Annotated in this window: 27 protein-coding genes; 8 read left to right on the top strand and 19 right to left on the bottom strand. The window is 54.6% G+C overall.

Going from position 1 to position 25,087, the window contains the following annotated elements:
• Positions 1-30 precede the first annotated feature (30 nt).
• Positions 31-243 (top strand): HepT-like ribonuclease domain-containing protein, encoded by a 213-nt coding sequence (locus tag QFX31_RS04540; RefSeq protein ID WP_348530934.1) that lies wholly within the window; start codon positions 31-33, stop codon positions 241-243.
• Positions 240-644 carry a nucleotidyltransferase domain-containing protein gene (locus QFX31_RS04535; RefSeq protein ID WP_348530933.1) on the top strand — a complete coding sequence of 135 codons (405 nt, stop codon included), beginning with the start codon at positions 240-242 and terminating at the stop codon, positions 642-644. Before QFX31_RS04540 ends, QFX31_RS04535 begins: the two co-directional genes overlap by 4 nt.
• Positions 645-760: 116 nt before the next feature.
• On the opposite strand, the gene QFX31_RS04530 is transcribed toward QFX31_RS04535, so the two are convergent.
• Positions 761-2,488 (bottom strand): hypothetical protein, encoded by a 1,728-nt coding sequence (locus QFX31_RS04530; protein ID WP_348530932.1) that lies wholly within the window; start codon positions 2,486-2,488, stop codon positions 761-763.
• A 35-nt stretch (positions 2,489-2,523) separates the two neighbouring features.
• Here QFX31_RS04530 and QFX31_RS04525 point away from each other — a divergent pair, with 35 nt between their 5' ends.
• The 4 genes from QFX31_RS04525 (at position 2,524) to QFX31_RS04510 (ending at position 6,818) form a co-directional block, all read left to right on the top strand.
• Positions 2,524-3,270: an undecaprenyl-diphosphate phosphatase gene (locus QFX31_RS04525; RefSeq protein WP_348530931.1), complete on the top strand. Its 747-nt coding sequence runs from the start codon at positions 2,524-2,526 to the stop codon at positions 3,268-3,270.
• Positions 3,271-3,378: 108 nt separating this feature from the next.
• The gene (locus QFX31_RS04520; protein ID WP_348530930.1) at positions 3,379-5,145 is read left to right on the top strand and encodes a glycosyltransferase family 39 protein; all 1,767 of its coding nucleotides are present in this window, start codon (positions 3,379-3,381) and stop codon (positions 5,143-5,145) included.
• Positions 5,146-5,163: 18 nt separating this feature from the next.
• The gene (locus tag QFX31_RS04515; protein WP_348530929.1) at positions 5,164-5,892 is read left to right on the top strand and encodes a DUF1616 domain-containing protein; all 729 of its coding nucleotides are present in this window, start codon (positions 5,164-5,166) and stop codon (positions 5,890-5,892) included.
• A gap of 26 nt (positions 5,893-5,918) precedes the next feature.
• Positions 5,919-6,818: a lysylphosphatidylglycerol synthase transmembrane domain-containing protein gene (locus QFX31_RS04510; RefSeq protein WP_348530928.1), complete on the top strand. Its 900-nt coding sequence runs from the start codon at positions 5,919-5,921 to the stop codon at positions 6,816-6,818.
• A gap of 124 nt (positions 6,819-6,942) precedes the next feature.
• Here the strand turns inward: QFX31_RS04510 and QFX31_RS04505 are convergent, their stop codons facing one another.
• From QFX31_RS04505 to QFX31_RS04480, 6 genes are all read right to left on the bottom strand, one after another.
• Positions 6,943-7,842 carry an NAD-dependent epimerase/dehydratase family protein gene (locus QFX31_RS04505; protein ID WP_348530927.1) on the bottom strand — a complete coding sequence of 300 codons (900 nt, stop codon included), beginning with the start codon at positions 7,840-7,842 and terminating at the stop codon, positions 6,943-6,945.
• 28 nt (positions 7,843-7,870) lie between these two features.
• Entirely contained in the window at positions 7,871-8,197 is a 327-nt protein-coding gene (locus tag QFX31_RS04500; protein WP_297761491.1) for an iron-sulfur cluster biosynthesis family protein, read from the bottom strand.
• A gap of 122 nt (positions 8,198-8,319) precedes the next feature.
• A complete protein-coding gene (locus tag QFX31_RS04495; RefSeq protein WP_348530926.1) occupies positions 8,320-9,267 on the bottom strand; it encodes a hypothetical protein in 948 nt (315 codons plus the stop codon).
• Between the two features lie 376 nt (positions 9,268-9,643).
• Complete coding sequence (locus tag QFX31_RS04490; protein WP_348530925.1) at positions 9,644-10,768, bottom strand: hypothetical protein; 1,125 nt, start codon at positions 10,766-10,768, stop codon at positions 9,644-9,646.
• 146 nt (positions 10,769-10,914) lie between these two features.
• On the bottom strand, positions 10,915-11,652 hold the full coding sequence (locus QFX31_RS04485) for a hypothetical protein (RefSeq protein ID WP_348530924.1): 738 nt from the start codon (positions 11,650-11,652) through the stop codon (positions 10,915-10,917).
• A 27-nt stretch (positions 11,653-11,679) separates the two neighbouring features.
• On the bottom strand, positions 11,680-12,558 hold the full coding sequence (locus QFX31_RS04480; protein ID WP_348530923.1) for a hypothetical protein: 879 nt from the start codon (positions 12,556-12,558) through the stop codon (positions 11,680-11,682).
• Between the two features lie 209 nt (positions 12,559-12,767).
• On the opposite strand from QFX31_RS04480, the gene QFX31_RS04475 reads away from it, so the two are divergent.
• Entirely contained in the window at positions 12,768-13,433 is a 666-nt protein-coding gene (locus QFX31_RS04475) for a hypothetical protein (protein WP_348530922.1), read from the top strand.
• A 74-nt stretch (positions 13,434-13,507) separates the two neighbouring features.
• On the opposite strand, the gene QFX31_RS04470 is transcribed toward QFX31_RS04475, so the two are convergent.
• Together QFX31_RS04470 and QFX31_RS04465 are read right to left on the bottom strand one after the other, a co-directional pair.
• Positions 13,508-14,197: a hypothetical protein gene (locus tag QFX31_RS04470; protein ID WP_348530921.1), complete on the bottom strand. Its 690-nt coding sequence runs from the start codon at positions 14,195-14,197 to the stop codon at positions 13,508-13,510.
• Between the two features lie 227 nt (positions 14,198-14,424).
• Positions 14,425-14,931 (bottom strand): hypothetical protein, encoded by a 507-nt coding sequence (locus QFX31_RS04465; protein WP_348530920.1) that lies wholly within the window; start codon positions 14,929-14,931, stop codon positions 14,425-14,427.
• Positions 14,932-15,173: 242 nt separating this feature from the next.
• Between QFX31_RS04465 and QFX31_RS04460 the strand changes: the two genes are divergently transcribed.
• Positions 15,174-16,559, top strand: coding sequence for a caspase family protein (locus tag QFX31_RS04460; protein WP_348530919.1), 1,386 nt, complete (start codon positions 15,174-15,176; stop codon positions 16,557-16,559).
• Here the strand turns inward: QFX31_RS04460 and QFX31_RS04455 are convergent, their stop codons facing one another.
• From QFX31_RS04455 to fpoH, 10 genes are all read right to left on the bottom strand, one after another.
• On the bottom strand, positions 16,560-16,886 hold the full coding sequence (locus QFX31_RS04455; RefSeq protein ID WP_348530918.1) for a hypothetical protein: 327 nt from the start codon (positions 16,884-16,886) through the stop codon (positions 16,560-16,562).
• Positions 16,887-16,890: 4 nt separating this feature from the next.
• Positions 16,891-17,193 carry a winged helix-turn-helix domain-containing protein gene (locus QFX31_RS04450; RefSeq protein WP_348530917.1) on the bottom strand — a complete coding sequence of 101 codons (303 nt, stop codon included), beginning with the start codon at positions 17,191-17,193 and terminating at the stop codon, positions 16,891-16,893.
• Between the two features lie 330 nt (positions 17,194-17,523).
• A complete protein-coding gene (locus tag QFX31_RS04445) occupies positions 17,524-18,996 on the bottom strand; it encodes an NADH-quinone oxidoreductase subunit N (protein ID WP_348530916.1) in 1,473 nt (490 codons plus the stop codon).
• Position 18,997: 1 nt separating this feature from the next.
• Positions 18,998-20,506: an NADH-quinone oxidoreductase subunit M gene (locus QFX31_RS04440; RefSeq protein WP_348530915.1), complete on the bottom strand. Its 1,509-nt coding sequence runs from the start codon at positions 20,504-20,506 to the stop codon at positions 18,998-19,000.
• Complete coding sequence (nuoL, locus tag QFX31_RS04435; protein ID WP_348530914.1) at positions 20,503-22,458, bottom strand: NADH-quinone oxidoreductase subunit L; 1,956 nt, start codon at positions 22,456-22,458, stop codon at positions 20,503-20,505. Before nuoL ends, QFX31_RS04440 begins: the two co-directional genes overlap by 4 nt.
• 2 nt (positions 22,459-22,460) lie before the next feature.
• On the bottom strand, positions 22,461-22,760 hold the full coding sequence (gene fpoK / locus QFX31_RS04430; protein ID WP_268741208.1) for a F420H2 dehydrogenase subunit FpoK: 300 nt from the start codon (positions 22,758-22,760) through the stop codon (positions 22,461-22,463).
• A 35-nt stretch (positions 22,761-22,795) separates the two neighbouring features.
• Positions 22,796-23,065 (bottom strand): NADH-quinone oxidoreductase subunit J, encoded by a 270-nt coding sequence (locus QFX31_RS04425; RefSeq protein WP_297760781.1) that lies wholly within the window; start codon positions 23,063-23,065, stop codon positions 22,796-22,798.
• Complete coding sequence (locus tag QFX31_RS04420; protein WP_348530913.1) at positions 23,058-23,471, bottom strand: NADH-quinone oxidoreductase subunit J; 414 nt, start codon at positions 23,469-23,471, stop codon at positions 23,058-23,060. The genes QFX31_RS04425 and QFX31_RS04420 overlap by 8 nt, the downstream gene beginning before the upstream one ends.
• Positions 23,471-24,013 carry an NADH-quinone oxidoreductase subunit I gene (locus QFX31_RS04415; RefSeq protein ID WP_348530912.1) on the bottom strand — a complete coding sequence of 181 codons (543 nt, stop codon included), beginning with the start codon at positions 24,011-24,013 and terminating at the stop codon, positions 23,471-23,473. The genes QFX31_RS04420 and QFX31_RS04415 overlap by 1 nt, the downstream gene beginning before the upstream one ends.
• Positions 24,014-24,024: 11 nt before the next feature.
• Complete coding sequence (gene fpoH / locus QFX31_RS04410) at positions 24,025-25,077, bottom strand: F420H2 dehydrogenase subunit FpoH (protein WP_348530911.1); 1,053 nt, start codon at positions 25,075-25,077, stop codon at positions 24,025-24,027.
• Positions 25,078-25,087 lie beyond the last annotated feature (10 nt).

Here is a 25,087-nt window from a genome sequence, read left to right as displayed (position 1 = left end):
TAGCAGCCATGCTTCTTAGAGATGTCGGAAATGGAGGACGATTACAGAAACATAGGGTCTCTTGAGGAGATGGGAGCTTTGAAACCAGATCTCGCTCAGAAGCTGCGGAAATGCAATGGCCTGAGAAACTACCCGGTTCACAGATTCGACAGGCTCGATGAGAAGCTCGCGCTGGATTCAGTCGATGACGTAAAGAAAGCCCTCTATGAGTTCATGGAGATCGTGGAGGTGTACCTCCAATGATAACCCTTGAGGAGATCAGAAGGGATCTGCACTTTCTGAAGGATCACGAGGTTGTAGCCTACGGATCCTACGTCACCGGCGAGTTCAGGGAGGGCTCGGATACAGATGTCGCAGTGATAACCAGGAGCAGAGATACAGAGAGGAACCTCGATCTTCTGCGCAGCCTTATAGGCATGGCCAGACCTCTCTACGATATAAGGATCTTCGAGCGTCTGCCACTCAGAGTGAAGGCATCTGTGATGAGCGATTACGCGGTGGTCTATGGCGATGAGCTCGAGATCTCGGAGTATTTCTACACCTACAGAAAGCTCTGGGACGACCAGAAGCAAAGGATTCTCGGGGGCTACTTCGAGAGCTGGAAAGAGAGCATCGATACTGCTGTGTTGGATAACCTCCCGTGATGACGTCTCGAGATATCGATTCCTATCTATTCTCCATGCATTCCTGAAATCGTCTTCCGCTTGCGTATTTTCATGACTTATCCAACACAGCACATCGATACTATAAGATCCAGCCTTCAGCGGAACCTGTAGATCCTGGCGCCCCTGTCGTAGACGAGATCGTAGTGCTCCGGCGAGAAGCTCATGTTCACTGTGGGGAAAGCTCCAGCGTGCTCCGCAAACGGGGGCACATGCCCGGGACGGCTGATGGAGACGCTTGAGACGTATATGAGAACATTCCTGCGCCCGAGCCTTTCAAGGGCCTCCAGGACCGTGGGATCGTTCGGGTCTCTTATCACCATGCCCGGCAGGGGGTAGCTGAATCCCCCTGTGAACCTCCCCCTCGCAACCCGGACGCCAGTGAGAGGATAAATCCACGCACCCGTCTCGTCCAGGTTCACGCAGACAGCGTCGCTCATGTTCTGTGCCTTTATCCACATGATGGCATCGTGATCCTCACGCGGCATTCCCCAGGATCCAGCATAGCTCTCCAGCACAACCATCATCGAGACCACCCCGACCAGGAGAAGAGCGAGAAGAAAAGCCCGCCTGAGTCCGAGATCGCCACTGTCCATCCTTGAGAGCGCCAGAGCGCCCAGAATGCTCAGCGGCAGGTACAGCTCCAAAAGAATCCTGTCAGGAGTGCCGATGAAGCTGAGCGGGCCTGAATCCGCCAGGAGGACCACAGCTATCACAGCCCCGGCCCATGCAAGCGCCATCCGATCCAGCCGTTCATCTCGCATGAATGCGATGATGCCACCGAGAAGCGCAAGTATCGATGGGTACCATCGGGCGACGAAATCGCTCGCCTGGATCCTGTCGCCGAAGACGGATATCAGGTAATCTGGACGATGAAGCATGATATAAAGAGCCAGCATCGCCACTGTGGTGATCAGCAGGAGCTGCTGGTGAATCCTCCTGAACCGCCGGAGGTTCGCTGCCGCAGCCCACGAGGAGAGAACGGCGATGGAGATGGCGAGGACACGCGCGTGTGCAAGGAGCGCGCCCAGGAGCATCACGGGCAGAGCTCGAATTTCGACGATGCAGGAGAGAACGGATGCGACGAGAAGCATCTCCGCAGTCGCCGTCGGATAACCTCCCCATATGAGATGGCTGTAGTGCGCCGGAAACAGAAACGTCGCGAGGAGAGTTGCATACGTCGCTGCCTCAGCTCTTGTTTCCCTCACAATCGAGTAGATCAGGAGCGGCGTTACGGATGTGATGACCACAGGCAGCACCTGAATCACATCTTCGACGGAGAACATCCTTGCAAAGGGATAGGCGTAGTGGTGGAACCCCTTGGGATAGTACTCCCAGTAGCTTCCCACACGCGGGAGACCCACAGGGAGCTTCTCGCCGTCGAGCAGCGTTCGGATCAGCTCAGCGTGCGCAACCGCGTCCCCTCCCATCCACATCGATATGCGGTTGAAGAAGATGACGCCTACGACCAGATACAGAGCTGCCATACCGATTGCGATCAGATCATCGCGATCGAGCCGCTTGATATCCATGCTCCTGTGTGCGAAGCCGTAGACGCACGCTGCGAGGCATATGACGAGAAGAGACGTCTGCGGGATCAGGGGGTCGATTCCGGTAAGACCCCCTGCGATTCCTGATATGATGAGGAGCACACAGCCAAGGGTGAACGAGAGCGAGAGCCTTGTCAGAGCGCGACCCCTTGAGCTCCGCAGAAACGGCAGGCCGCATGCGGTTGTGAGGAGAACCGCGGATGCTGCGAGGATCAGATCCGGAATCAGAGAATCACCAGTGGTGAAAGAGAGAGCCCGATTAAAAATCTTCCCCAAAACTGTGAAATACTCTGCAGCAGATCGGTGCTGGAATGGATGCATTTCAGGCTCTGCTTCTGGGCGCGCTCCAGGGTATCACGGAATGGCTGCCTGTGAGCAGCGAGGGCCAGACGATGCTGGCGATGATGAACTGGCTGGGTATGAGCCCCTCTGACGCGCTCTCATCCTCGATATTCCTGCACACAGGCACGATGCTGGCCGTGATCGTAAGGTTCAGGCGTGAGTTCATGATGATGGAATCAAAGCTCATGAGAACCATGATCGTCGCCACGCTCTTCACAGGGGTGACTGGCGTGCCCCTTTACATGCTATTCAGGGAAAGCTTCACAGGCGGCGAAAAGGCGACTCTGCTCATAGGATCTCTTCTCATAATCACAGGGCTGATGCTCATGCTGCGTGGCTCGTCCACCAGAAACATGGAGGATATCACAACGAAGGACATGGCCCTCCTCGGGCTGGCGCAGGGCTTCTCGATACTTCCCGGGGTGTCGAGATCCGGCACCACACTCACAGTTCTGCTGATGCGGGGGGTGAAGCAGGAGGAGGCTCTGCTGATATCATTCATAATAAGCGTGCCTGCTGTGCTCGGCGCGATCGCGCTCGAGTGCCTCACAGGATCCCTCTCGATTCAGCCGCTGCCCGGAGCTGCAATGCTAACATCATCGTTCATCGCAGGGTATGCGACGATGGACATGCTCATGAGATTCGCCAGGGAGGTCAGCTTCTCCTGGTTCTGCATATCCATGGGGATGATCACGCTGGCGCTGACGGTGATGTGAATGTCAGTAAAATAGTTTTATCAAGTATGCTTGAAAAATTTGAACGATCAAACGGGATAGGATGAGAGCATGGGAGATCTAAGGAGAACCGATCATGAACTTGAGATCATGCTTTTTCTATGTGGTCTCTTGGGGCTTGCCCTTAGCAGGACTAACATAGTGGCTGTGATACTGTTCGCAGCCTGCTATTCTATTCTGGTATACCGTACCTGGCTGACAGAAAGTCCGGTTGGCCTCGCACTCTGCACCGTTCAGTCATCCCTGGTGCTGGCGTTTCGCTTCAAGTATCTCACATGGGGCGACCCGTGGTTCGAGTACTCGATGATACTCAAAATTATGAAGAGCGGACTCCTCTCACCCGTATACTATCCAGACCAGCAGCCCGCGCTTCACACTCTGATCGCGGCCGCGTCAACGTATATGCACACAGAAGCCATGACCCTCCAGAAGTTTTTAATCCCAGCGTTCAGCGCAGCTGGCATTCTCTCCCTCTATCTAATCGCAAGGGACTTCTTCGACAGCAGGATCGCCATAGCCTCCGGACTGCTTCTCTCGGTTGGTACCGCATACGTACACTGGATATCCCAGGCTGCAACTGAATCTCTCGGCATCCCCATGGCGCTGATCGCTTTCTACCTCTCATACAGAGCCTTTTGCAGCACCCGCTACCTTCCGGCTGCTCTAATAATCATAAGCTCTCTCGCGCTCACGCATCATTTAACAGCAATTATATTCGTTGTCTGGATCAACTCATTCGCACTTGCATATCTGCTGTTCGTTTCTAAAAACCATCAAGACGCCATCAGGGCTCTCGTTCTGTCGCTATCCGCCTTTGCCGTTCCATTATTGTGGTGGAGCATGAGACTGCCGAGCATTTACAGACTTGTGGTCAGCACAGTGGACAAGATTCTTCCCGATAGGATCCCATTGGATCCTGCTGCTACGATCGTCGTGATCATGATCTTGATCTACGCATCACTCAGCCTTTTAAACGATAGTATCATACACATCAGATCACGTGCACATCGGCTTCAGCACCTCTCTACGCCTATTTATTACGGATTGATTGTCTTAATCGCAATCGGCGCAGCTTTTGCTCTGAACTTTCTCCTCGGAAGATCCTTCTTCGCACTGAGCTATCCGATGCAATTCTATGCGAACGGCCTGATGATGATCATCCTCGCGGTTGTTGGCCTGAGGGGCTTTATGAATACAAGGGGCATACCATTCCTTGCATGGTCTGGCGGTTTGGCTGTGCTATTTCTGGGAAGCATCCTGAAGCTTTACTATTTTGAGGACCCGCTCAGGTTCATAGAGTTCATCTACCCATCGCTGGCGGTGGTCGGAGCTTATGGCATTGTATCTATGGTCCAGAGGATGGATTCGAAGGCAGGAGCCACTGCCATGGCTCTGATATGTCTTTTAAGCCTAGTTGTGGCGTTTCCGTCAACCGTTTTCTGGGGGCAGGAGTTCCCACCAGGTGATCCCAGATATGATGCCAGGGCGTATGTCATATACCATCCAGAGACTGAGATCATGGCGCTTGGGTATCTGAGGGATCACAGTGCAGAAGGAATGCTGCATACAGACAGATATGTGGGATACGCCTCTCTCCAGCTCGAGAATATCACATCAGATCTCTCAATAGATCTGCTGGAGCGAAAAAGCACCTCTGTACGCGAGAAGCTCGATCCCGACAGTTTCTCAGATGGCATTGACTTTGTTCTGGTTCGGGAGAGAATGATGAGGTATGCTGAATTTGGTGAGTGGCTGCTCAAAGAGAAGAAACCATTGAAAGGAGATGTGATCGAGAAGCTTGAGCGGAAGACGTCCAGGATATACGATAACGGAGAGGCCTGGATTTACATGGGATAGGAGGTGTCAGCTGTGTGTATGAAAGATATTCCAAGGGATGCGGTTCTGACATCTACGCTGCTGTCCATCGGAATCGCGGGCGCATGCCTTGGGGTGCCATTGATTGCATTTCCGATTATCCTGCTCCTTCCCGGCTACACACTCACGGTGGCTTTGTTCCCCGGTAATAATGACCTCGATCCCATCGAGCGCCTGGTGATGAGCATTGGGCTGAATGTAGCTGTGGTGTGCCTGATTGCAGTGGGTATTGATGCACTGGGCCTGAGCCTCTGGAATTCAAGGCTCCTAATCTCTCTCACTATTGCAACTGCAGTCTTCACAGTCGTCTCCATATTAAGGAGACGGGGAAAGGGTAACGCGTATGATGTGAATCTTGCAGAGCTCAGGATCGGTGTCAAACGAACAGTTCCGATACTGATTCTTGTGATGGCGATCGCAATCGCTCTGAGCATGGAGGAGGAGAGGCCTGTCGAACTATACCTCACAGACCAGAAGGGGGATGTGCCATCATACAAGAGTTCAGATGTGAGAGTCGTTGTGGCTAACCATGCTGGTAAGACCAGCTACAGCCTGGATATCACCGGTGATGGGCGCACTCTGAGCAGCCACCAGTTCGCGCTCGATGGAGAATCTATCTGGTCGATGAACCTCAGCTCTGAGGAGATTAGTAACACATCCAGGCTGGAGATCTCACTCTACACAGAGGGCAAGCTGATCAGGCGGGTGCATCTCCTGACGAAATCCTGAAACACCGGATATACGTAGAGGATGTGATGAGATTCAAAGAGATCCTGCGGCTCGCATTCGGCCTGATGCTTGTGGCATTCCTGCTCCACAGGCTCGGCCCAGGAGACGTGGCGAGGACGATCCTCTCGGCAAAACCAGCGTATGTTCTCATGGCCGTCTCCGTATACTCCATAACGTTTCTCATCCTATCAACAAGATGGAGAATGATACTTCACGATATGGGCGTGGATGTACCCCTGAAATCGGCATACCAGGCATTCGCTGGCGGGATGATTCTCTCGGATATCACACCAGCGAGGATCGGGGAGCTCTCGCGGCCTCTTCTTGTGAGAGAGAGAATCGAGATGAGCAGGGGTCTCGCATCTATCGTCCTGGACAGGCTCTCTGATATCCTCACTATGTTCATGCTCGGAGCCTGTGGAGTTATTCTGTTCTTCCGGGAGCGAGGGGAGGTGGTTTTAATCCCGCTGGTGCTTGCGATCGTGGCTCTGGCCTCAGCTGCGATCCTGCACAGCAGAAGAGCGATCTCCGAAATGCTGAGAAGCTCGGATCGCCTTGCTCCGCTCGCCCTCTTCTTCGATTCCCTCACCGCCGTGAATGATATCAGGTTCGTCATGACAAGATCCGTTCTCCTGACCGTCATCGCCTGGGCCACACACGCTCTGAGAGTCCACATCCTCGCGAGCTCGGTGGGCCAAGAGCCATCGCTTCAGATGCTGTTTCTTATGCTGCCGCTGGTCAGCGCCCTCTCGCTCATACCGGTGAGCGTATCCGGCCTGGGTCTTGTCGAGGGCGGCATGGCAGCGCTCCTCGCCACACAGGGAATTCCGGCATCAACAGGCCTATCTATAGCTTTCATGGACCGGATGGTCACCGTGGCATTTCACATCATCGCAGGCTGGCGGGCGGCATCCAGAGCGATTTAGCAGAGGTCGATATTCACGGACGATCGCCTTTTAGGATGAAATTCAAAAGCCATTGCGATTTCTGCAAAATCAGAGAACACTCTCCAGGCGGCTCACAAACAAAATCTGTATATGCCCGGGGCCATCACGCTCTGTAGTACCCTATCAGCTCGGCGATCCCGCTCTCCAGGTCGTGCTCCGCCCGGAACCCGAGAATATCCATGGCAGCTCTTGTGTCCGCCAGCGTGTGCTGCACGTAGTTTTTTATCGGGTTCTCGACGTACCTCGGTTTTACCTCAGCTCCGAGCTTCCTGCTCAGGGTATTTATAACATCATTGAAGCTGTGGGCCCTGCCGGTACCGACGTTCAGGACTCCATTGTGATCAGACTCCATCCCTAGGATGAGCGCTCTCACCACATCCTTTACATAGATGAAATCCCTGGTCTGTGATCCGTCTCCGTAAATGACAGGCGGCTCGTTTCTCATCATGCCCCACAGGAACTGGGTGATCATGTTCGCGTATTTCCCCTTCGACTCCTCCCTAGGGCCATATACGGAGAAGAACCTCATCCCCAGGGAGCTGACGTTGAAGAGCCTTCTGTAGAGCTCTGCGATCCGCTCCATCGCGAACCTCGCCTCTGTGTAGTAATCCGTGACCCTGATCTCCATGTCCTCACGGTGGGGCGGCTCGAGCCCGTTGTAGAGGGAGGATGTGGACGCGTAGACGACCCGGGCGCTGCACCTTCGCGCCAGCTCCATCACAGAGATGAACCCGTTCAGCGCCTCGCCCACGAGAAACGGGTTCTCCTTGTACATCGGGGAGGATGAGGGTATTCCCAGATGGTATATCATCTCAGCGTTGACATCCAGCCGCGGGATGTCATTGCAGCTCATCATCACAACCTCAACATCGAGACCCTCGAGGTTCCTCAGGCTCCCAGTCTGGAGGTTGTCAAGCACGATGACATCCTCGCCCCTTCTCACAAGCTCCTCGACCAGGTTGGAGCCTATGAATCCAGCACCTCCGGTGACGAGAGCTGTCAATCAGACCACCTGCATGTCAGGTTACAGATCAGTGGCATCCGCAGCCGTAATCATGCTCGTGATGGCCGCATCCGCATGACTCCTCGCCGGGACCGTAGATGATGAAGCCCCTCCCGATCTCAGGGTCATCGATGAAGTCGATTATCGTCTCGCTCAGTATCTCCGCATCCTCCGGGCTCATGTGTATCGTTATCCCGTTGCTCTCGAAGAGAACATCATTCTCAGATGGATCTGTAACAGCAAGACCGTAGTTCGCACCCGTCTCATCGATAGCTGCGAGAAACATCCTCACGACCTTTCCCGGAACGAGATGCTCCTTCATGACCATCGCGGCCGCATCTGTGATTTCTATCATGTGACGAAGGTCTGGGAGGATGTATATTAATACATTCCCATGCTAGAAGAACGTGCGCTGTGTGTATACAAGGCTGCGCAGCTCAGCCATCCGATGGATGAGCAGCCAAAATAACAGTTGTATCAGGGCTCAGCGCTGAAGATGCGATCGCTCGATGCCCTGCTTCCATCCCACTGCGGCGGCCTCCAGCTCTCCGACCCGCCCCCGACATCGCCGCCGAAGCAGCACTCGAGCCATGGTATGTTCGTCAGGTCTGGCTGCCTGAAGCTCTGGCCCATCGTGATGTTCAGGGTTATCGTGTGCTGGCCCATGTAGTCCTCGTAGATGGCGAGGTTATTCGAGATGCGCCCGTATTTCCGCTCGTCCTCCTGACGCATCACCCCCAGGTGGCTGAGGACGCCGATGGAGGACATGCCGAGCTTGAACCGGGTCGATCTGTTCTGACGCAGATCCACATCGAGGGATCCTGGCTTGATGGATGAATCTATCATCGTTCTGGTGATGACTGCCTGATATCCGCTCTCACGGGTCAGCTTCCATGAATCGAGCCTGGTCGCGACCACGTCCCCGTTGTTGTTGAACGTCTCCGCGCCCCTGATACCCTTCCCCTTATAGGATATCCTCTTGTTATTCCCGTAGAAGGCCCTCCAGTACTCGTCCACCGTGATCTCTGCAGAGCTGCGGGTTACGAACCGCTTTTCCTCCTCTTCGGGCTTCTCCTCGTCGGGGATGGTCACCTCCTGCGCGTTGATCTTGATGTAAACAGGCCCCTCACGGGCGGTCAGAAGCTGCTGCTCAGCGAACCCCAGCGTGCCGTTGCTGGATGACCACCGCTCTTTGGCCTCCACGCCCACGAAGCCGTCTATGCTGCTGTACTTCTGGAACGTTCCTGTTCCGGATGCATAGCTGGTATCGGAGAAGGTTGTGTTCAGAATAGAGCGGTGAAGCTCCCAGGTGGTGGAGTCCACAGATGCGATGATATCATAACCCATCTTGGCTTCGGAGGGACAGATAGCAGAGACCGCAACAACCAGAAATGCAGCTGCAAGTGTCCCTCTCTCCAGACCCATCCCACCCAGGTTTTGATTCCAATGCATGATATCAATGATCTGACACACCAGGTTATCATAAGTGGCATCGCAAAACTGGTGCATCAGATACCTATCGCGACTTTGGATTAAATTTTTAATAATGGCGGAGAATAAATAACTTTTGGTGGCATATTAAAGTCTCGATGGTCTATCTAAAACGTGTGGAAAAAGCGCAAAAGCTGCTGTGTTGGATAAGTCATGGAAATACGCAAGCAGAAGACGATTTCAGGAATGCATGGATAATAGATCAGAATCGATATCTAGAGACGTCATCACGGGAGGTTATCCAACACAGCAGCAAAAGCAAAAAAAGTCAAGCCCTGAATATCGACGAGGTTAGACTTCAACCCGCATCTCATCTAAAAAGCACGCCACCTATAAATGAGGTGAAGCCCATGTTCATCAGGAAATAATCGCCCGATGATCCCCCGGACACGGAGTTTGTTGTGCTGGTCGCTGGAATTGAGAGCAGAGATGCCTGGTTTTCCATCTGATAATATGCAGTTGGTGGTTTTATTCCGCTGCTTGTGGGGTATTCACTGTAGAACTCGTTGATCTTCTCGTTTACCAGAGTCTCATAGTAGTCTGGTCCTGATGGGACGGGGGATTTCTTGACCTCAACAGATCCTGGAGGCAGGATCTGCTTGGGTATACTTGCCGCTGCACCCTCCATCTTCAGCATGCTTGTACCGCTGAGAGACGTTCCCTCAGTTCCCATTCCAAATACGAATTTCTCTTCATCAGACTTGACACCTGCAGTCCATATCGCAGAGCTATCCACGTATATCTTGGTGTCTATATACCCATCAGTGCCTTTGCCGGAAACTGTGATCATCTGGCTGAACCCCTTGATATCGGAAAGAGAGATACCTGAAGATGCTGTGCTTGAGGATGTGACAACAGGGTTTGAGCCTCGATCAGCTGCAGAAAGCTGTTCGCTGTTTGTGCCAGTCGACTGGCTGCCCACCGGCAACAACTGATCCACTTGATTGGTTGTTGAGGGGATTGGTCCGACCTCCAGGTACTGTACCTGCCCTGTCAGCTTTATGTACGCAGGAAGCGGGTCGATGACCTGCGGGCTGGGATCTGTTGATGGTTTTGACCTCTCCCGGGTGTCAGCAGACGTCCTGCCATAACCTTTCAGGCTGAACTGCTCTCTGCCAGAAGCTATGGATTCCATATAAACAGCATCCACTGCGCTTATCGACTCCGTGGTTGAGATTGTGGGGCTTTTTGCGAACGTATCGAGCTCTCCATCCTTCACCATGTGCTTGGCGGAGAGTTCAAAGGCATTGGCACGATCATCCCCCATCCAGCCGGAACCCAGCTCCGCGCTCCATTTGAACCCACCGGAGTTCGTGCGCGCACCTGAGCCCAGGCTTTCGCCGTTGAGGCTCGCGCTGAAGCTGTACCAGCTCTCAGGGTAGGTCGAGGAGCCGCCGTTCTGGTACCACATGAAGTCAGGCTCCAGCATCAGCATTCCCCCGTATCCGAAGTTCTCTCCGGATATATCTATGGAAAGTACATCTTCATTGTTGTAGCATCCTATGCTGATGCTGACATCCCCTGATGCAACCGGCATTATCACAGATGCTATAATTAAAATACCTAAGACTTCGGTACGTCTCATACGTCCCTCAGGTAACGCATGCCAGACATGCAGCTTGTTCCGCCTATCTCGATCTCCTGATAGAAGTCATATCCGTAGAACTCTATCCCGCTGTCTGAGAGACCGAACTGCAGGTTTACATCACGTCCAAAATAATCTGCCGGCTGCTCCAGCTCCACAGCGTATGGCTCAAAGGTTACAGAATAGTGGTTTTGTGGTTTCTGCTCCTTCTCGATCACAGGCCAGAAGAGGGCACTAGCCTCTGTGGTATGCCCACCCTGCATGAAGAATATGGTCTTGCAGTCCTTGATGCTATCTGTTTTAAGACTTCCCATTCCTAGGCCGAAGATTTTGGCCATTACATTTGTCTGTGCAGAATAATCGTCTGAAGGGTTCGTCAGAACGGTTAAGCCCTCGAAGGACATGCCAGAGTACACCTGCTGCACTCCGGTGCCTGATACGGAGCTTGATAGCGATGCGAACCCGCTGTAGTACTCGTACTTTCCAGCAGAGCAGAGCGCATTCTGTGATATCTCTGAGACGCCGATGCCATTTATCTCCGCTGTCACCTGCCCTCTGGACAGAAGACTGAGATCCGGGGTACGTATGATGTTCTCTGAGAAAGTCCTCAGTGCGCTGGAGTCCGCGTTGATCGCCTTAAAATATGTGGATGTGAAGGCGCTGGTGTCGGTGGTGCCTGTCGACGGCAGGCTCAGGACGGCCAGCACGATCAGCACAGCGACCACCGATCTCATTTGCGCGCCTCCACATCATAGATCTGCTCACACTAGCCAGAACTCGTACTCGTTCTTAATCGACCCTGATGTCCAGTCTGGCCAGTATGATTTCTCAGACGAGAACTCGATCTCGATTCTGTTGTTGTAGCCAACTGGCACCCATGCATCTGTGAACCCGCCGAAGAACTCGCCGTAGCCGCTGACCCTGTTCTGCGTGGTAACTGCACCATCAGCGCCCTCTACCTTAACCTTCATCGCCGATCCGGATGACGCGGTTCCTGCAAATGCCTCATAGAGTCTGCTAGTACTCCCAGTTGCTATGCTATGTGTACCAACCCTCACTCCAGCCCAGTTAGTGGGCACATCTGCGCCCGCTGTGTCAATGCCAGACTTCAATGTCAGACCATCTGCAGTAACAGCTACTCCTCCATTGGGTTCGTTCGGGAAGTAAACACCGAAGAACGCATCACCTTGATTGGCGGGTTTGCCAGGATCTCCTCCCAGATTTCCGCTGAATGCCGCATACTGGCTGCGCGTGAACCCAGCAGCAGCGAGAACCTCAGGTTTGTAGTTCTGAGCATCGTATGTCACTGTGTTGGGAGCCTTCTGGATGCCCCACATGCTGCCGTCCTGGTACACATACTGCCTGCTGACACCCTCTGCCTTTCCAGTTGTGTAGGTCTTCAGGGTGTTGGTGAGTGTGCCTGATACGCCCTGGTTAGAGTTGAAACTCAATGTGGATGTTGGGTTAAGGGATGTTGGATTTCCTACCTCAGCCACCACACCGCTTGCCGCGTATCCTCCACTCCAGTAGACTGTTCCCGCCGGGATCTTATCCCAGTCCTTGGGCAGTGTTATCTGGTAAGCCATCGCCGACGCCATCAGGGCTACCAGCACCACCAGCACAGCTATCAATCTCTTCATATTCCTTTTGCCTCCTTATGGGTTACTCAAGCCCCGACCGGATCCCACAGAGCTCCGATCAGAACCTGTCAAAACTATTTAGCATGAGGTTTTACTTATAGCACACCGAAGAGAAGTTACGTATCTGTCTTAATTAACACATGTAATTACTTGAGATACTTACCTGTCTTTAGCAAAGTTCTTTAACCCCGATCCCGAGAGCTGTGGACATGTCTCAGTTCGTAGCAAAGATAGCTGTGCTTCTGTGCCTGGCAGCCGTCCTACTGTTCGGCGCCCAGGCCTTGGCTGAGAGCCCAAGGCTCTTCAGCCCGGATAGTGCTGACGCCCAGACGGATCATTCTGAGAACACGCCAAGGCCCTCAATCCTGATATCCGATAGCGGGAAGAACATAACAGAGATGAACTACACGCTCTACACGCCCTACCTAAGCTTCGGGTTTGCGGGTGTGAATATCGGCGAGGCCGTGAGGTTCAGGGCTCCTCGGGATGGCTGGCAGCTGAGATACATCGTGATCCTGGGATGGAGCGGGTTCAACACCTCTACCAAAACAATCCCGCCGGACGGCAACTTCCTCCTTGAAGTACGCGACAACAGCACAAAGCTCCTCTACAAGTTCGCAGACACGCAGAACTACTACTTCGCGTCGCCGGATAGACCCGTAGTCGCGGCGATAGAGGTTCCGCCGATCAAACTCACAGGCGACTTCTACGTAACCTTCTACGATCGCGGAAACATGTTCATAGGCGCTGAGCTCGGCAACGGCACGGGCAACTCGTACTTCGTCGCGAACGGCCAGCTCCTGCCCGCGGAGCTCAAGACTCCTGATAATGAGACCGTGAAGGTGAACTGGCTTATAAGAGCGATAGGGGAGTGATCGCGAAGGTTGCGGCATGTTGTCTTAAGGGCGGAGCAAGAAGCTCCGCCCCATCTTTTATATGCGCTGTTCAGTCATGCGATCGCACGCCTGATCTCCATACCCTCGTCGTAGAGGCTCATGCTTTTGTTGAAGGAATCGTGCGCCTGCATCGCGTAAACGCGCCTGCTCGTCTCGTAGAACCTCCCCATGTTCCAGAGGTAGCCCTCGAGGTTCAGCACCGCCTGGAGTGTTATGTTGTGGTAGTGCGCGAGATCTGGGGGCGGCTGGATCTGAGCGAGCATCTCCACGGTCTGCGAGGCGAAGACGAAGAGGCTCACGGTCGCGGTCATCGCCTCCCTTCCCGAGATGTTCTTCGCGATGTACTCATCCAGGAGGTACGTGGAGTAGTTCAGATCCTCGAGGTACATGCCCCAGACCAGATCGATCATATCCAGGTACTCCTCTCTCCCGATTTCATCCTCCCCGAACCATATCCTCCTGGACTCCCAGGGGCTGGAGGGCTCCACGGTCACAACCCTCGGAGCCTCGCGTGACCTGTTGATGTACTCGTCCACGATCGAGCTGTCGCCCATTGTGAATAGCACCGGGCTTTGATCACCGGCGTTGGCGCTGAGCGATGTGATTATGACCATCAGTGATACCAGCGCTATCTGATTCGAGCATCTTCTCAATGGAGACGGAGCGCGCGCGCCAGGCCGTCGCGCATCCCGCGAGAACAGATGGCCACCAGCGGAGATGCCGCACGTATAAGCAGATCTCATACCTTTTATGATGCAGCCCCCTTTTATCGGCGATGATCCGAACACTTCCTCCAGATGAGCAGAAATATCGGAAAATTACTATATAACCTTTTGGAGATCGTCATCCTCGGATGACTGATGCACTGCGCATGCAGCAGGATAAATCTCCTCATGGCTGACCTCCGCGGGCATCAAGACGCATGACCCCGCGTGGTGAGCATGAACCTGTAGGTCCCGGGATCTCGCGATCACGATCGCTGTGTTACAGCCTGACCACTGCCAGAAAGGATAGCAGAGTAGCCTGATCCGAACCTTCTCTTCCATTCCTGTGAGCTGCTAAGATCGGGAAGTTCGCTGAAGGAGAGCTGCTGCAGCCCGATGAGAGCATTCTCCAAGGATACCACTTTCTGTCTGAGATCCTGATCTGTGAAGGTCACATCAAACCCCTCCGAGCTCAGAGCCTCGAAGCTCTTCGTGAACTCCCTCTCAAGCGCGGCGCTGTCGAAGACCGGCGGCTCATCGAAGGATGGGGCCTGGGCGATGATCTCGCTGAGGCCACGGCTCACCTCATCAGCAAGCTCGAAGCCTGTGTATCCCTCAAGCAACATACCACCATCCGTGGGGCTCACAGCGCTCTTTCTCTCCCCATCAAGAAGCCTGCTGTTGAACTCCAGGATCTTGACGTTGTCCCAGGCCAGAGCAGTGGCTGACGCTGCAACAAGTGCTATCAGAATCAGAGCTATCTGCCTCCTCATGGGCAAACACCATCCTCGGCCTGAGTTTGTTGGTATGTTTAAATCACATTCATTATAACTGTTTGAGAATCACCCCTACTAACAGAGCATCAGTATCTGTGTTAATTAATTTAGTTACTGACTAGGAATGAGCAGGCGCCTCTTCAGTTCACAGAATCCTTAAATAGAGTGAGTATCAGAAGCTCATAAAGCAAACATTCAGGCTTGCTGTGATGCATCCGGTATGCTGACAGGTGGTTGGGTTGAAGCAGCTTCTGCTGTTGATCTCAGTGATGATCCTGCTGATCCTAGCTCCTGCTGTGCAAGGCCTCGAGGGCCTTTCAAAACTTTACGCATACAGCGATGAAAGCAAGCCGGACATAACGCCAAGAGTGCCATCCGACCAGGCATGGGATGCGCTGAACGCTCTGTCCTCTTACAGCGAGATCAATTACAGCTACGTCCCATCGAGGAGCAGGTCATTTGAGGTTCTGGAGCAGATAGCCTCTCAGTACTCGAATGAAGATCCAATCCTTAAAAGCAGATCGTCCATTGGCTCCAGCATCAGCTACCTCTACTCCAGGAATGTCGAGCCTCCTGCGCTTCCATATGCTAAGGACGCGAACGCGAGGTACACCTACATAAACACTGGGCAGGGAAGCTCTTTCTACAGACGGGTCGGCCACCAGATGAGCGCAGAATATCAGAGCTCCGCGGAGAACCCTTCTGTCTCATATGAAAAGAGCAGCCAGAGCATCAGATCGCTTTACACATCTGCTGAGGAGAGACGCCTGCCAGGTGTCTCGCGCTCGCGCACAGAGGAGGATCTGATGGCCCTATCGGGCACAGATGACCAGGAACATACGCCGGAGATGAAGAGCGTTGCTGTGAGATCGCATGTTAGCACCTCTCTCAACCACCTGCGATCGTCGAACAGCATCGAACAACAGAAAATTGCTCCGGATTTTGAGAGCTACAAGTACGATAAAAGAAATTCAGAGAGGAAATACGCTGTCGTCGTGGGCATCAACAGCTACCAGGACAGGCCGTCCCTACGGGCATCCGTTAACGATGCCGAGGCATTCGCGACACTCCTGAAATCCTACGGCTACGAGGTCATCGAGATCACAGACAGGAGCGATACGAAGCCAACGAAGGGGAACATCCTCGAGAAAGGCCTCGGCGCGCTCAGGAGCAAGAAAGGCGCTTCGAAGATCGTCTTCTACTTCTCAGGCCACGGTGAGACCAGGTATGGGAGATACTACCTGATACCGCAGGATGCTAATGGTGATCCCTCCAGCTTCATAGATATTGATGAGATTTACAGGTACACAAAGGATCTGAAGAACCTGGTGATCATCGTGGACGCCTGCGGCAGCGCAAACCTCGAGAAGATAATCATGCCGGGCCAGGTGATGCTGGCATCGAGCAGGGAGAACGAGGCGAGCAACGAGGCCTGGTTCGGCAGCCTGAGCGTCTTCACCGAGAGCCTCCTGGCAGCCATGAGGGAGGATGAGCGGTTCTACGGGGAGATCAGCCTCCAGAGGTGCTTCTACAGGGCGCAGGAGAGGACAGAGGGCTGGACAAGGATGCGTCTGATGAGCCAGCGTCCCAGCTACAGGGCTGCAGGAGATTTTTACCTTGCCTGATCACCTGGCCCGGAAGACCTCTCTGTAAACGGTCTCCTCGAGCCTCTCAAGCTCATCCAGAGACCTATCGCATCTCCTGACACGGATGTATCTCCTCAGACCCACTGCGAGAAGCACGGCTCCCAGCAGGGCTCCGAGAGCCGGGAGAAGCATCTGCTGACCGACCGGACCCTTCTGGTGTGCGAGAACCAGATAGCTCCACACACTGAAAGCGACTGCGATCGACGAGATCATGAAGCACATAAAGAGAATAAGACGCATTCGTCTCCTTCGAGCCTCAAGCAGCTCGGCAAGGCTGTAAACCCTATCAGTCAGACTCTCATGCATAAAATCACTCATCACCCCAGCCGGACTGCTCGAACAGCTCGGCATTTATCTTCCTGAACCATTCGTACCTCTCTCTGCCAAGAGGAGTGAGCTCATAAGCCGTGATCTGCCTCTCCCCCCACTGCTCATGCCTCTCCAGGATGTAGCCGGCATCCCTGAGCATATCCAGATATCTGTCCGCGGATGCCGCCTTGAGGTTGGAGCACTGGATGATGTGCGTCTTTATCGCGCGGCCCCTGGACTGATTCCTGTCTATGCATTCCAGGATCTTCAGCACGATCTTTGTCGCGGGCCTGTACCTGGTCACATATGATCAACCCTTTCTCGTTATCAGTTTAATGCTCTTCCATACCTTTGTTACATCTGATTTGAAAACCAGAATCGTTCCGAAAACCATATTTATCCAGATGAACAACAAGCTCTTGATAGACGCCAATGGATTGCCTCCTTATGGGTCTATCATCCCCTTTTACTTTTAAAGATGCGCATTCGTTCCCAGCGCTCCATTTTTAGCTACCAGCACCCAGAATATCTTTATTGAGAGGGTCGTATCAGGAGATGGATTCGCCATCATCTTGATGAAAACCACAAAATGCACCGCGCATTGGTTCTAACTTAAAAATAAAGCAAAGCGACGCTATGGCAGCAGCGCAGCTGCCGCCTGCATCGCCCAGTTGAAGAATCCGTCCGGTAGCACGCCGATCCAGAATGTCCCGATCAGGGCCAGGAGCAGCGAGAGGACATAGCCCTTCGACTCCGATACCTTCGGCCCGGCAGGCTCCCTGAGGTACATGTAGCTTATGATCCTCAGGTAGTAGTAGAGCGATAGCGCGCTGTTCAGTATCGCGAGGACCGCGAGCCACACCAGCCCGCCGTATATCGCAGACCCGAAGACGACGAACTTGCCGAAGTAGCCTGCCGTCGGTGGAATCCCTGCGAGCGCGAACATGAAGATCGTCATGCAGAACGCTGTTACCGGCGCTCTTCTTCCGAGACCAGCGTAGTTCGAGATATCGTCCGGATCCTCGGTGTTCTTCGCGATCGATGCGACCTGCGCCGTGCTTATGAATGCTCCTGTCTTCATGATCGCGTGTCCGAGGACGAGAAGCAGACCGCCGGCGAGCGCGTACTGGTCGAGTGGCAGGTTGTTCGGACCCGTCATGCCCTCGGATGCAACTCCGAGCACAACGAATGCTATGGAGATGTACCCTGCCTGCGCGATGCTCGAGTACGCCAGTATCCTCCTGACGTTGTTCTGCCAGCACGCGACCAGGTTCCCAACGGTCATCGTCACAGCCGCGAGTATCGCGAACGCCATGTACCACTCGAGCTTCAGGGCCAGGAGCGCGATCAGTATCACCCTGAACGCAGCAGCGAACCCCATCTTCTTCGAACCGGCTGCGAGTAACGCCGAGACCAGCGCGGGCGCGCCCTCGTATGTATCGGGAGCCCACATGTGGAACGGGACCAGGGCCATCTTGAACGCGAACCCGACGATCACGAAGATCAGCGCGAGCAGTATCGCCGGGTTGAACTGAGCCAGCGATGCACCTGCGATATCCGCGATCTTCGTGCTCCCTGTCATGCCGTAGAGCATCGAGAAGCCGAAGAGCATGAACGCCGACGAGGCCGCGCCGTACAGGAAGTACTTCATCGCAGCCTCCAGGTTCTTCTTCGTCTTATCGAACCCGGCCATCGCGTACGTGGACAAGCTCGCGAGCTCGAAGCCTATGAAGAGCGAGACCAGATCTATGGCGCTCGCAACCACCATCATGCCCACGGTCGCCATCAGAAGCAGGGCGAAGTACTCATCGCCCCCCACACGCCCGTTGTAGCGGGTCAGCGACGCGATGACGACGAGCAGCGAGACCAGTATGAACACGGCCTTGAAGAACTGGGAGAAGCCATCGACCCTCAGAGAATCGTAGAAGAAGACCGTGCCGGTCTCGGCTGTGAGCACCATCCACATCGCCACTACGAGCGCCGCCAGGCTCAGGTATCCGGGTAGCGAGCTCCTTCCCTTGGTGAACAGACCGACAAGCACGACCAGCAGTGAAACCGCTGTAAGCAAAGCCTCTGCCCCAAGCGGGGCGTAGTGTCCAAGATCCACCTCAGATCACCCCCATCTGCGAGAGGGTCACAACAGGCTCCATCACCTGATTGGCCGCAGTCCCCATCATGTCCGTGATCAGAGCAGGCTGCAGGCCGAAGAGCAGCGTCAGGAAGACGATCGCGCTCATGGCAAGCAGCTCGTAGGCATGCGGATCGTGTATATCCAGGTACTTCTTCAGTATCGGGCCGAAGAGCACCTTCTGGCACGCCCAGAGATGGTAACCCGCGGTCACACCGACGCTCGTGAAGACCACCAGCAGTGTGTACACCGGGAACGTTGGGTACGACCCGGTCAGGACCATGAACTCAGCGACGAACCCGCTCATCCCGGGGAGGCCCAGGGACGCCAGGAATGCTGCAAGCATGAGCGATGCGAACTTTGGCATCCTGTCAGCCAGTCCACCGAGCTCTGAGATGATCCTGGTGCCCACCGAGTGCTGTATCGTTCCCGCGGACATGAACAGGGCGCATGTTATGATGCCATGGGAGAACTGCTGGAACATAGCTCCCTGTATCGAGAGCCAGGTGAACGCCACAGCGCCCAGGGTGACGAAGCCCATGTGGCTGATCGATGAGTACGCTACAAGCTTCTTGATGTCCTTCTGCGCCAGAGCCAGGAACGCTCCGTAGATTATGCTCAGCACGCCTATGACAGCGATCACAGTGACGAACGCCTTGTCGACATGCGGAAGCATCGGCAGTATGACCCTGAATATACCGTAGCCGCCCATCTTGAGCAGCAGCGCTGCCAGAACCACCGAACCGGCTGTCGGAGCCTCGACGTGTGCATCCGGAAGCCATGTGTGGAACGGGAACGCGGGCATCTTCACCAGGAAGCCGAAGAGGAGACCCGCGAATATCGCGTTGATCAGGCTCGGCGGGAATATGCTCTTGTCAGCGGTCGCCTGGAGAAGCGTCAGCATATCGAACGTTCTTGATCCGTCAGGCAGCCTGTAGGTGAAGTACATCGCGAAGATCGCAAGCAGCATGACCAGACTCGCGACGTGTGTGTAGATGAAGAACTTGATCGCTGAGTAGTCCTTCCTCGGCCCGCCCCAGATGCCGATCAGGAAGAACATCGGTATCAGGACGATCTCCCAGAATATGTAGAACAGGAAGAAGTCCAGGGCCGTGAAGACTCCGAGAACACCAACCTCGTTGAGCAGGAGCAGCGCGAAGAACTGGTTGGGCCTGTGGTTCTCACCCCATGCATAAATCACAACCAGCACGGAGACTATGGCCGTGAGCAGCACCAGCGGGAAGCTTATGCAGTCGACGCCGACTGTGTACCTGACACCTATCGATGGCACCCAGTCGTAGCTCTCGACGAACTGCATCAGCTTCGAGGACTTGTCGAACTCGGTGTACATCTGAAGCGCCAGCGCCAGCGGAACCAGTGAGGCTATCAGGGCAACCAGCCGGGCCTGCCCCCTGCTTCTGGTCAGGAACGCCAGAACCGCGCCTATCAGAGGCACAGCTATCATTATGGATATGGCGTTTGAGATCACAGGCCCACCTCCATCGCCAGCTTGATCACAATCACAAGCACCACGATCCCGAAGACCAGTGCTGTGATGTAGTTCTGTATGACTCCCGTCTGCGCTCTTCTGATCGAATTGGCAAATCCAAGAGTCGTCTCGCTGATCTTGTTCAGCACTCCATCAACGATCCTTATATCGAATATGTTCGCTATCAATGATATCCCGTACACCACGGTCTCAGCGAACCATGCTGTGAATATCTCATGCTGGTAGTACCTCTTCACCAGTATGGTTCTCAGCAGATCCTTCTCGCCAACGAACCTCCTGATATCGAGCTTCTTCCATGGAGAGTAGAATAGCAGCGCCAGGATTATGCCGCCGACCCCAACCAGTATCGGGAGTATCTTGATTATGAACGGCTCGTGCACCGCTTCCTCTCCTCCATGCTCCACCACATGCCCTCCGATCGGAGCGAGCTCCTCGAAGTCCACGCCGTAGTGGGCGAAGTTGTTGCCAACCGTCTCGTAGAAGCCCTCCTGGGCAGGCATGCCGAAGAAGAGCGCGAAGAACGCGAGTATCACAAGCGGGCCAAGCATGATCCACGGAGACTCGTGCTTGTGGTAATCCGAGCGCGGCTCTCCTGTGAACGTCAGGAACCACATCCTGAAAGTGTAGAACGCTGTGAGCAGTGCTGCCACTATGCCGAAGATGTAAGGCAGGTAGTCATGTGTCGCAGCTCCATACTCCCATGCTGTGACAAGGATCTCGTCCTTCGAGAAGAATCCCGTTGTTCCGGGGAACCCTGCGAGAGCAAGACCGCCTACGGCCATTGTCCCGGCCGTCCACCTCATGTACCTCCCGACGCCGCCCATCTCGCGCAGGTCGTTCGTCGCTACCGCGTGTATGACAGATCCGGCGCAGAGGAAGAGGAGCGCCTTGAAGAACGAGTGGCCGATCAGATGGAACATCGAGACTCCGACCGCTGCTGCGCCCACGACAGATCCAACGCCAAGGGCCAGCATCATGTAGCCCAGCTGGCTGACCGTCGAGAACGCGAGAACTCTCTTGATATCGAATGCTGCAAGACCCATACTCGCAGCGTAGAGCGCTGTGAACCCTCCGACGTATGCCACAGCGAGGAGGCCATAGGGAGCCGCGTAGAACAGCGGGAACATCCTCGCGACCAGGTAGACACCGGCCGTGACCATTGTGGCAGCGTGGATCATCGCAGAGACTGTTGTCGGGCCCTCCATCGCATCCGGAAGCCAGATATCCAGGGGGAACTGGCCCGACTTGCCTGCAGCGCCACCGAGGAGCAGCAGCGATACCAGTGTGAGCTGCGTCGGGTCGATCTTGGTCAGGTTCTCATATATCACCGGGAACTGGAGCAGGTATGTTCCCTCTGGAAGCCCTATCTTCGCCATGTTGTTGTACAGCAGTATTATGCCGGCGAGGAACATCACGTCGCCGACTCTAGTCGTCAGGAAGGCCTTCTTTGCAGCAGATGCTGCAGAGGGTTTCCTGTACCAGAAGCCGATCAGCAGATACGAGCACAGACCCACAAGCTCCCAGAATATGAAGAGCTGCAGCAGGTTATCCGAGTAAACCAGGCCGAGCATGGCTGCCGTGAAGAGACCCGCCTCAGCGAAGTACCTCGCCATGCCCGGGTCGCCGTTCATGTACCCCAGAGCATACGTGTGTATCAGCGTGCATACAAATGTGACCATCAGCAGCATCACAATTGCCAGAGGATCTATCAGTATTCCCACATTCAGTGTCGCAAACCAGTGCATCGACTGATGGACGACCTTCTCAGGGAACGTCTCCAGGAATATTCCCGCGGATATTAGGAACCCTATGAAGGTCGCCAGCACTGTGAGAAATCCTCCGCCCCTCGGCAGATGCCAACCGAAGAAGATCGTGAGAATGAATGCCAGCACCGGCAGCCCCACGATCAGATAAGCGTAATCGGCGTACAACGTCACCACCTCAGAGCGTTTATGTTGTCCAGATCAATGGTTCCGTACAGCCTGTACAGTGTTATCAGTATGGCAAGCCCTATACCGGCCTCAGCCGCGGCCAGAGCTATCGAGAACAGAGCGAAAACCTGGCCGCTCACGTTCGGCTGGTAGGCTGAGAAGGCCACCAGGTTTATGTTGGCGCTGTTGAGCATGAGCTCAACGCACATCATCAGCTTGACGCCGTTTCTCTGTGTCGCCAGACCATATAGACCTATGGAGAACATGACAGCGGCAAGCATAATGTATAACTCAAGCGGGATCGTATCTCTCCCTCCTTCTCATCTCTCTGCCTCCCTCAGGCCATCTCCTTTCTTGCTATGTATATCGCTCCGATCAGGGCTGCCAGGAGGACTAGGGAGAGCAGCTCAAACGGAAACATGTAGATCGTGAACAGCTCCGCCCCTACATCCCCGATGCCGCTTTCCGGCATTCTGACACCCTCCTTGGCCGGCTGGAAGCTGTACTGCTTCTTCATCTCTCCGTACTCCCATGGTGTCACTGATATCGATGCGATCAGTGCCGCCAGGAAGATCACCAACAGTATCGTAGTCTTCACTTTAACCATGGGACTCCTCCATTATCGTGCGTCTTGTGAGCATCACGGCGAAGAGTATCAGCACGCCCACAGCGCCGATGTATACCAGAACCTGTGCGACGCCCAGGAAGGGGGCGTTCAGCGATATGTACAGGGCCGCAACACCAGCAAAGCTGCCTATCAGATACAGGGCGCTGTGCACAATGTTTCTGGAGTAGACCGTGAGCACCGCGAGACCGAGGATCAGAACAGAGAGCGTCGCAAAGACGCCGAGCTCTATGAGGAACCTGATATCGTAGATCCTATCCAGCAACCTCCAGCTCCACGGGGAGATGTACACAATGTACGCAAGCGCTCCGAATATCACTCCCAGAGCGATCAGAAGCAGAATCAGCTCGAAGAGATGCTTGATGTACTTCAGATAGTCCTTCTCCATCAGGCCTCACCACCCTCGCCAAGCTTCGCCTTTGCCTTGTTCTCCTTTCCCTTCGCCTTTGCGGCCTTCTCCTTTGCCGCTGCCGCAGCAGCCTTCTTCTTCTCCTCGGCCTGCCGCTTCGCCTCAGCCTCCAGCTCAGCGACCTCCTTCTCGGAGAACTTCTTCACCGCGATCCTGTCAGGCCCGTAGACTATGTCCTTCCTATCCCAGCCCGCGATCTCTGTGGTCTTTCCCATCTTCAGGCAGGAGACGGGACACTCATCGACGCAAAGGCCGCAGAACGTGCACCTGCCGTAATCGATCTGCGGAAACTGCATCTTCCTGTTCTTCAGCGGGTTGCCGTATCTGTATGGGACCATCTCTATGCAGCTGTTCGGGCAGATCCTGGCGCAGGAGCCGCAGCCTATGCACGTCGTGGCGTCGAGCTCGTGTATGCCCCTCTCGTTGGCGGGCAGCTCCATCATGACCTCTGGATACAGCCTGGTGACCTCTGTTGTTGTGAGCGCTGTCTTCAGAGTGTACTTCAACGACTTGAGCACCATTCCGGATCACCTCATGCGAAGTAAAGGCCAACAAACGCTGCCCACGCCAGGTTTACCAGCGAGAGCGGAAGCATCCACTTCCATCCAAGATCTGTGACCTGATCGATTCTGAACCTCACCAGCGAGCCCCTGACCCAGATCAGGAAGAGCAGCACTATCAGGACCTTCATGAGGAACCAGACCATCGGGGAGATCACTGTTATCAGAGGTATGCTCGGGCCCTTCCAGCCGCCGAGGAAGAGCAGCACCATGAGTATCGAGCCGAGGAGCATGTTGATGTACTCCTGGAAGTACAGCAGGCCCCATCTTATGCCGCCGTACTCTGTTGTGTATCCAGCGATGATCTCCTCCTCTGCCTCGCTCTGATCGAAGGGTATCCTGCCTAGATCGGTCACAAGAGCTATGGTGAATACTATGAACCCGAGCGGCTGGGCGAATGCGTACCAGAGCGTCTGGCTCTCAACTATCTCGACCAGGTTGAGGCTGTGGGCCATCAGAGCAACCCCTATGACGCAGACGCCCATCGGAACCTCGTAGGCGATCATCCTGGCTATGCCTCTGAAGGCGCCAAGCATCGAGTACTTGTTGTTGGAGCTGAACCCGGCCATGAAGACCGCGATCGTCATTATGGAGAGCGCAGCTTCAACATAGAACGCGCTGATGTCCATGTTCGCAACGACCAGAGGATAATCCTTCCCGTCGATCCTCAGCGCGCCGAAGGGTATTGCAGCTGCCACAAGCATCGTTGTTATGCTCGCTATTATCGGCGCCCAGACGTAGACAGGCTTGTCCGCGCCTCTGGGTATGCTGTCCTCCTTTGTGAAGAGCTTTATCGCATCAGCACCCAGCTGCAGCAGACCCCATCTGCTACCAACTCTGTTGGGGCCGAACCTCGCCTGCAGATCGCCCAGGAACTTCCTCTCGAGCCAGACCACGGCCATGGCGCCGATGTTGATGACCGCGGATATTATGGCAGCCCCTATTAGGCCTATGGCCAGGGCATATATCTTCGGCTCCTGGGCAGCCCAGGCAGATACGGTCTCTATGATTGTAGATAAATACAACTCGAATCCC

It is taken from the genome of Methanothrix sp., from assembly GCF_030055635.1.
In the GTDB taxonomy this organism is placed as follows: domain Archaea; phylum Halobacteriota; class Methanosarcinia; order Methanotrichales; family Methanotrichaceae; genus Methanothrix_B.
Note: the sequence above shows the minus strand (reverse complement) of the source record. Positions and strands in the feature narration are given on the sequence as shown.